Here is a 7,422-nt window from a genome sequence, read left to right on the forward strand (position 1 = left end):
CCTACACCGTCGCCCTCATCCCCGAAGCCGCCTACACCGGAGCACTCACCGCACACATCAACACCGGATACATCACCAACAACGTGACAGTCGGCGCCCCCGCCTCCACCATCACCCTCGCCTCACCCGGCCAGGACGGTATGTGGAAGTTCCCGGGCACCGCAAACAAGCGGGTGTACCTCCGTTTCACGGGCGGAACGTTCAGCAGCTTGTACGACGCCAAGGTCTCGCTCAAAAATCCTGACGGCTCAATACTGAAGAGTAATCAGGCCTGCGGAACCTCCTGCCAGTGGGACACCACGGTCCTTCCCGTGGACGGCACGTACACGATTCTTCTGGACGGGCAGGAAGCAGCCGTCGGTGCGCTGACGATGACGCTGACCGAGGTCCCGGCGAATGCCACCACCGCCCTGACGGTCAACGGCGGCAGCCGCCCCGTCACCACCACGAGCCCCGGCCAGAACGCGAGCTTCACCTTCTCCGGCGCAGCGGGCCAGACCGTCACGGTCACGCTGACCGGAAACACCTACGGGAGCACGTCCTTCATCGTCCGCAAACCCGACGGCACCACGCTGACCAGCAATAGCAGCCCCGCTGCCAGCTTCAGCTTCCCGAATCTCGCCCTTCCGGCGACCGGCACCTACACGATCTTCGTGGATCCATCCGGTACGGCGATCGGCACCATCTCCGGAGCCGTCACCGGCTGAATCCAACCCGACGTCGCGGGGAGCGAGAGTTCTCGCTCCCCGCCCAGCCCCGGTTTCCCAGCTCCGCTGGGACGACAACGAACATCAAGAAGCAGCGAACTGTCCGATTCAGGTGCATTGCAGGCCGCTGACCAGTTCCGATCCGTGGGCGAGGAGTTGCTGGCAGAAGTGCTCGCCCGCGTAGTAGCCGGAGGTGATGGTGATCGTGACCGGGTCCTCGGTTCCGCTGCCGGTGCACTGGGTCGCCAGCACGTGGTAGCCGAGCATCACCGAGAGCTGGAAGCGGGTGCCGTCCGCGCAGACGTAGTGGCTGTCGGCGTGCGCGGTCGCCGGGATGATGAACGGTGCGGCGATAACCGCCAGAAGCAGGGCGGCGCGGGCGATAGTTGTGCGGGAGAAGGTCATAGGAAATACCTTTTCGCTAGGGTTTGGAAGCGTGCCACGACATACCCTTGGTGATTTACCAGCAACCGAGCGTGGCCGACAGTGGCCAGTCATCGCCCTCGAAAACCCCGGCACCGTCTCTGGCCTGGGAAGGTGAAAGCCCCTCGCCCCCACGGACGCGCCATGGTCGGCGAGCCGGAAGTAGGGTTCATGGATGCTGCTGACAATCCTTGGCGGATGCGGTGCGTGGCCGGGAGCGGGCCAGGCCTGCAGTGGTTATCTCGTGGAGCACGACGGGTTCAGGCTGCTCGTCGACCCCGGGTACGCGACGGTGCCGCGGCTGCTGGAACGGGTCACCGCTGATCAGGTCGACGCGGTGTTCGTCAGTCACGGGCATCCCGATCACTGCGCCGATCTGAACCCGCTGTTGCGGGCACGCGCGTTCCGTGACGATCCGCCGGCTCCCCTGCCGGTGTACGCACTGCCCGGCGCCCTGGACGCGGTGCTCGCGCTGGACCGCCCGGGAATGCTGACCGATTCCCATGTCCTGCGCGAGTTCACCGCCGGCGACCGGATCGACATCGGCCCGTTCCGTGCGCGGACCCGCCTGCTGCCGCACTCGGTGCCCAATGCCGGCGTACGGCTGACGGCGGGCGATCGGGTGCTCGCGTACACCGGCGACACCGGCCCGAGCCCCGAGGTGGTGGAGTTGGCGCGCGGCGCCGACCTGTTTCTGGCCGAGGCCACCTATGTGGACCGGGTCCCGGAGGATTCGCGGCGCAACCTGTCGAGTGCCCGCCAGGCAGGCCGGCAGGCCAAGGAAGCCGACGTCCGACACCTGTTGCTGACTCACCTGCAACCGGGGACGGACGCCGCAGCCGCGCGAGCCGCAGCCGGGGCCGAATACGACGGCGAGATCGGCATCGCCACTTCCGGTCTCGCCATCGATCTTTCCCGTAAGCCGTCATAGGGCGGGCCGAATGTGAGACGGCAGATCCAGCCGGAGGGTTTCGCGGTAAAACCCACAGCCGATCGTCTTCGGACGCTGTGCTCGCTTCTTTCTGGCGGCCGGAGCCTCGTAGGGATCCAGACCGTGCGCGGTCAGCCGCCACACACCTGATCGAAGCTGGCTGGCCTCGCTGCACATCGCCGAGAGATTGCAGGCGATCAACCCTTTGCGTTCCTCGATCCTCGACTCGCCCGGCAGCAGGAAAACCGCGACCTTGGCCTTGAGATATGCCTCGTATTCGTGCGGGCGCTCGAAGATACGGATGTCACAGGCGATCACCAGCCAGCCTCGCTGCCCGACCAGAGGTAGCCAGCGCTCGTCGGCGGCACCCAGCGCCTCGTCTCGCGAGCCGAACAGTTCCGCAGGAGTGTGCACCAGGTAACCCAGCCCGGCCAGCAGCTTGCGGACACTGCGACTGACGCTGTTCTCGTCGAGGTAGAACTCAGGCGGCGTGGCCCAGGAGGATGCGGGTGGCGGTCCTGACGTCGTCGAGGGTGACTCCGAGCTCATCGGCGATCACCTCCGGCTCCTCGCCGGCCTTCATCATGGCCGCCACCTCGGACACCCTCGTGCGCGTCTCCGCGAAGATCGGCTGCCCGAACGCCCGATGTGGATCGACCACCACATTCGACGGCAGACAGCTCCGCAGCCGCAGGCCGGCGGGAAATCCGTCCTCGGCGCGGATCACGTAGTCCAGATAGTCGGTGACGATCTCCCGGATGACGTGCTGGCCCGTCCGCGCTTCGATGAGTCCCGCACCGGCCTCCGTTCGCGAGAAGTCCCACAGCACGTCGATGCCGTCCGTCGCCAGTTCGGGAGCGAGAAGGACGTACTCGTGGCCGAACTCCTGCCGAAGCCGCTGGAGGGCGGGCCGGATCCTGTTCGGCTTCACCCCGGCCCGTTTGAGCGCGTCCAGCACATAGGCCTCGGCCATGGCGACGAACGGCACAGTCGCCTGCCGGGAGTCGCCGGAGGGAAGAACGTGCAGTAGCGGACGCCCCCGCTCGTACCCTCTGGCCCAGCGGTTGAAGGTCTGCTGCCGGATATCGAGGAAGCGGGCGGCGTCGCTCTGATTCAGCAGACCCGTCCGAGTCCGGATGTCGTCCATGTCGCTCGCCTCCTCCCCTTGTCGTGCCTGCTGTCATCATCGCCGATCGGCCTATCACCGGACAGGGGGCCTCGCCGCTTCCGCAATCATTACGGTCGGCAGCGAGGAGATCATGATGGGACGACCCGACTGGCAAAACCCGCCCATCGGTCGGTCGCGGCACAGTTTCGCACGTGATCGAGCTGCGAGTCCGTGGTTCAGACGATCGCGGCCCACTCCGGCATGCTGCCGCCGTACGACCCTGCTGCGCGGCCTCATGCGATAACCACTCTCACAGCTGCTTCTCGATCTCCCCGAAAACCGACCCCGGGGACGGCTGCGCGTCGTGGCCGACTTCGGCGACGTCGAATACACCGTGGCATAGCCCGTACGACGTCAGAAGCCCTCGGCCACCTGGTCGAGGGCTTCCTTGTCTCCGGGAGCGGAGTCAGAAGTCGAACTCGCCCTTCTTGGCGCCGTCGACGAAGGCGTCCCACACGCTCGCGCTCACCACGAAGGGCGCCTGGTCGGGAGCCTCGGTGTCGCGCAGGCCCACCCGGCCGCCCGACAGCGGAGCGACCTCCAGGCAGTTTCCCTGGTCAGATCCGCTCTTGGTGGCCTTGCGCCAGGCCGCGGTCTTGAGTTCGTCGCTCAGATCCACAGTTTCTCCGCCTTTCTGATCAACTCGACGGACGCGCGCTGGGGCTGCGCCTCCGCGCGCAGGGCGTCGTATCTGGCGTGGATGGCTTCCACATCCTCCGGACGACTTGACACACTTCCCTGGGTCGCGGATTGGATATACACCATATCCGGGTTCCCCGGAAGCTGAGCGATCACGAAACCGCCGAGGATTCCCGTCGTCACTCCCAGCTCCATGGGAACGATCTGGATACCGATTCGCGGGGACTCTATCGCCTGCGTGAGGCGTTCGAGTTGTCGGCGCATGACTTCCCTGCCACCGATCGGACGGCACAGCACGCCTTCGTCGACCACCGCCCGGAACAGAGGAGGATCGGCGCGATCGAAGATCGCCTGACGCTCCATCCGAGCGGCGACGGCTTTTTCTGTCTGCTCGTCGGTTATGCCGGGCTCTCCACGAATAACCGCCCGCGCGTATTCCTCGATCTGGAGAAGGCCGGGTATGACGAGCGGCTCCCAGGTGTGCAGCGTGTGCGCCGCCGGCTCGATGTCGAGCCAGCTTCGGAACCACCAGGGGCTCGCGGCATGGGTGATGTGCGCCCAGAACTGGACGAGCTCCCCACCCGCCCCCAAGGCATCGTCGCAGCGTTGTGCCAGGTTGCGGCTGGGTGTGCGCTCGCCCCTCTCGACGAAGCTCAGCAGACTCCTGCTGAACTGGGTCACCTCGGCCAGCTCATCCTGAGTCATTTTTGCCCTTTTTCGGTATTTACGGAGTTCAGCGCCGAAGAGAGCCAAATTACTCATTGTCGGGTCGAGCTCGGAGTTCGTGAACATTTCGACTCCATCCGGCGATGGGATTCCACACCGCGACACGAATGACACACCTTTTCCACAAACTGTCGCACTGATGTGCCACAGATTTCGATACCCAAAGCAGCGATCCGGGGGCACTCTGTGAAGTGGCCCGGGACAGCGGAAACGCTACCGGAGTGGCCCTTTAACGCGCACGAGGGGCTCTCTTCTCGGGCTATCGAAAAAACTGTTTTTGTCCGGATAAGGGGGTGGAAAGTGTCTGTCGATTTATTGGAGAAGGAGATGTCGGTCGCGGCTCACGCCTCTGCCGGACACACACCTGTCACCGCTGAGTAAGTCCTGCGGAGTCGCCTCCTCTCAAGGCGAACCCACCGAACCAAACGGGGCCTGCCACGGCGCGGCACGCCATGACAAGCCCCTCGACCGGACTCTGGAGGTCCGATCTGATGCGTAACCCTAGAGGAAACCCCAGGCCGATCAGGGTGCGTTGGCACGCGAACCGGCCGCCGATGCCGCTCGGCTGCCGTTGGTGCGGCCATCCCCCATACGCGCACGAGGCCGCCAGCCTTCCGCACCGCGCGCACCACCATTGGGAGCAGCCCACTCCCGCCCAGGTTCACGCCCGGATGAGCGTCCGCCGCCGCCTCAACCTCTCCGGCCGCCCGATCCCCGGCCCCATGACTCCCGTCGCTTTCTCCGCGCGGTCTCCGGAGGTTTCCCCGGGACGGCACCGGCGGCCGGAGCAGGCCGTGGCCACGGTCGCCGGGCCGTACCGGCGTGGACGGCCTCCGAGCACCCGTACTTCCTCCGGCAGGCACACCTCGTACCGGCAGGGAGCGACGGCGTGAACGAACACGCCCCCCAGCCCCGGCAGGGCGGGCGGCATCGGCGCGGAGCGGCCACCGCGCAGATCGACCACCGGTCCTGGGATCCGGCCGAACGCGCCGCCGCCGAGCGGCTCGACCAGGTCGAGCCCGCCTGGACCGTCTGGTACGGCCCCGGCACCCGGTGTTTCCACGCCGCCGCCATCTGGCCCGCTCCCGAACCTCTGATCGTGCGGGCCGGCACCGCCGACGAGCTACGCGACCTGATGCGCGAGGCCGAGCACGGCCCACCGCCTCCCCGAGGAGAGACCATGCCCGAGATCCCGGACACCCCACCGGCCCCGGACGGCTCGCGGACTCCGGACGCCCCGCTGACCGTCTGCTGGGACCTGCCGCACGACCTGCCGATCGTCGGCAAGGCCCGCGCCATGGTGCGCGAGATCCTCGTCGCCTGGGAGCTGCACCACCTCGTCGACGACGCCGTCCTGGTGGCCGGCGAGCTGCTCGCCAACGCGATCGTCCACGGCGAGCCCGTGGTCAGGCTTTCCGTGCGGGCCCGCACGGACGAGCTCCGGCTCCAGGTCACCGACCGGGGAACCGGGCAGCCCCGCCTCCTCGCCCTCGACGCCGAGGCCGTCCACGGTCGCGGCCTGGCCATCGTCCGGGCCCTCGCCCACGACCACGGCGTCACTCCCCTCCTCGACCGTCCCGGCAAAACCGTCTGGGCCCGCTGGCGCCTACCGTCACACGACGCCTCGCCGACTCCGTGAACCAGGTGTCCGGGATCCGACGACGTACGTTCACGGCCTGCTCGCCGCCGCGTCGAACGGCCGCGCACGGCAGAAGACCATCGCCATCGCTGAACGTTTCATCACAGAGCCGATCTCGCACGGTGCGATCGGATGCCCGTAAGGGCAGATGAAGGCCCACCGGGGGCGCGAGCGCGGGGAAGAGGGCCAAGGGGCGTGCCTTGACGCGGATCGGCCACATCGTATTGGCTCCGCGCACCACCACCATCTCTCGCCAGAGAAATGGTGCAGTCCGTCGGCGAACGTAATGTTAGCGCTAACAACGATCTTGGCCCCGCGTGTACACCTGGGCGGCACCCCCCGGCACGCCACCACCCGCACCAGTCCCCGACAGCGGCTGGACGAAAAGATGAGGAGCACCCATGCGCCTGCCCTGGCGAACGCGGACACCGCGTCCTTCCGCCGTCACACCGACGGCGCCGTCCCAACCTGCCGTACGCCGCGTCTTCACGATCATCGCGATCCCGATCCTGCTGGCGGCGGCCGGGCTGGTGGCCACGCAGCCCGCGCAGGCGGCCGTCGCCTGCCGGGTCGACTACGCCGTCACCTCGTCGTGGCCGGGTGGCTTCGGCGCCGGCGTCACCATCAACAACCTGGGTGACGCGGTCAACGGCTGGCGGCTGACCTGGTCCTTCGAGGGCGGCCAGCAGATCACCCAGATGTGGAACGCCACGTCCGCCCAGTCCGGTTCGACGGTGACCGCGACCAACGTCGCCTACAACGCGGCCATCCCGTCGGGGGGCAGCACCGCCTTCGGGTTCAACGGCTCGTACACCGGCGGCAACCCGTCGCCCGCCTCGTTCTCCCTGAACGGCGTGGCCTGCACCGGGAACCCCGGAACCCCCACCCCCACGGTCACGCCGACCCCCGACCCGACGCCGACGCCGACCCCGACGCCGACCGGTACCTGCAACCTTCCCTCGACGTACCGGTGGACCTCGTCCGGCCCGCTGGCGCAGCCGAAGTCGGGCTGGGTCTCGCTCAAGGACTTCACCGTCGCCCCGTATGAGGGCAAGCAGCTGGTCTACGCCACCACCCACGACTTCGGCACGAGGTGGGGGTCGATGAACTTCGGCCTGTTCACCAACTACTCGGAGATGGCCTCGGCCAGCCAGAACACCATGTCCTCGGGCACCGTGGCACCCTCGCT

Annotated in this window: 9 protein-coding genes; 4 read left to right on the forward strand and 5 right to left on the reverse strand. The window is 67.3% G+C overall.

The annotated features are described in order from the left end of the window. On the forward strand, positions 1-707 hold a 707-nt coding region (locus tag AB0F88_RS43585; RefSeq protein WP_362698308.1), incomplete at its 5' end, for a PPC domain-containing protein. Between the two features lie 108 nt (positions 708-815). Here AB0F88_RS43585 and AB0F88_RS43590 read toward each other — a convergent pair. After that, entirely contained in the window at positions 816-1,112 is a 297-nt protein-coding gene (locus AB0F88_RS43590; RefSeq protein WP_362698311.1) for a hypothetical protein, read from the reverse strand. A 193-nt stretch (positions 1,113-1,305) separates the two neighbouring features. Here AB0F88_RS43590 and AB0F88_RS43595 point away from each other — a divergent pair, with 193 nt between their 5' ends. Then, positions 1,306-2,061 (forward strand): MBL fold metallo-hydrolase, encoded by a 756-nt coding sequence (locus AB0F88_RS43595; protein ID WP_362698314.1) that lies wholly within the window; start codon positions 1,306-1,308, stop codon positions 2,059-2,061. Here AB0F88_RS43595 and AB0F88_RS43600 read toward each other — a convergent pair. The 4 genes from AB0F88_RS43600 to AB0F88_RS43615 form a co-directional block, all read right to left on the reverse strand. Beyond that, complete coding sequence (locus AB0F88_RS43600) at positions 2,056-2,610, reverse strand: hypothetical protein (RefSeq protein WP_362698317.1); 555 nt, start codon at positions 2,608-2,610, stop codon at positions 2,056-2,058. The genes AB0F88_RS43595 and AB0F88_RS43600 overlap by 6 nt on opposite strands. Then, positions 2,543-3,208, reverse strand: a complete 666-nt coding sequence (locus AB0F88_RS43605) for a DUF433 domain-containing protein (RefSeq protein ID WP_362698320.1) — start codon at positions 3,206-3,208, stop codon at positions 2,543-2,545. Before AB0F88_RS43605 ends, AB0F88_RS43600 begins: the two co-directional genes overlap by 68 nt. Before the next feature lie 427 nt (positions 3,209-3,635). Beyond that, on the reverse strand, positions 3,636-3,848 hold the full coding sequence (locus AB0F88_RS43610) for a DUF397 domain-containing protein (protein WP_362698323.1): 213 nt from the start codon (positions 3,846-3,848) through the stop codon (positions 3,636-3,638). After that, positions 3,839-4,660, reverse strand: coding sequence for a helix-turn-helix transcriptional regulator (locus AB0F88_RS43615; protein WP_362698326.1), 822 nt, complete (start codon positions 4,658-4,660; stop codon positions 3,839-3,841). The genes AB0F88_RS43610 and AB0F88_RS43615 overlap by 10 nt, the downstream gene beginning before the upstream one ends. A gap of 823 nt (positions 4,661-5,483) precedes the next feature. Between AB0F88_RS43615 and AB0F88_RS43620 the strand changes: the two genes are divergently transcribed. Next, complete coding sequence (locus AB0F88_RS43620) at positions 5,484-6,233, forward strand: ATP-binding protein (protein ID WP_362698329.1); 750 nt, start codon at positions 5,484-5,486, stop codon at positions 6,231-6,233. A gap of 401 nt (positions 6,234-6,634) precedes the next feature. Further along, on the forward strand, positions 6,635-7,422 hold a 788-nt coding region (locus AB0F88_RS43625; RefSeq protein WP_362698332.1), incomplete at its 3' end, for a non-reducing end alpha-L-arabinofuranosidase family hydrolase.

Origin of the sequence: Streptosporangium sp. NPDC023963 (assembly GCF_040639135.1) — a bacterium.
In the GTDB taxonomy this organism is placed as follows: domain Bacteria; phylum Actinomycetota; class Actinomycetes; order Streptosporangiales; family Streptosporangiaceae; genus Streptosporangium.

Excerpts from the sequence above, each read along its gene's own strand:
- AB0F88_RS43590 (WP_362698311.1), bottom strand. The coding sequence starts at position 1,112 with ATGACCTTCTCCCGCACAACTATCGCCCGCGCCGCCCTGCTTCTGGCG.
- AB0F88_RS43595 (WP_362698314.1), top strand. The coding sequence starts at position 1,306 with ATGCTGCTGACAATCCTTGGCGGATGCGGTGCGTGGCCGGGAGCGGGC.
- AB0F88_RS43600 (WP_362698317.1), bottom strand. The coding sequence starts at position 2,610 with ATGAGCTCGGAGTCACCCTCGACGACGTCAGGACCGCCACCCGCATCC.
- AB0F88_RS43605 (WP_362698320.1), bottom strand. The coding sequence starts at position 3,208 with ATGGACGACATCCGGACTCGGACGGGTCTGCTGAATCAGAGCGACGCC.
- AB0F88_RS43615 (WP_362698326.1), bottom strand. The coding sequence starts at position 4,660 with ATGTTCACGAACTCCGAGCTCGACCCGACAATGAGTAATTTGGCTCTC.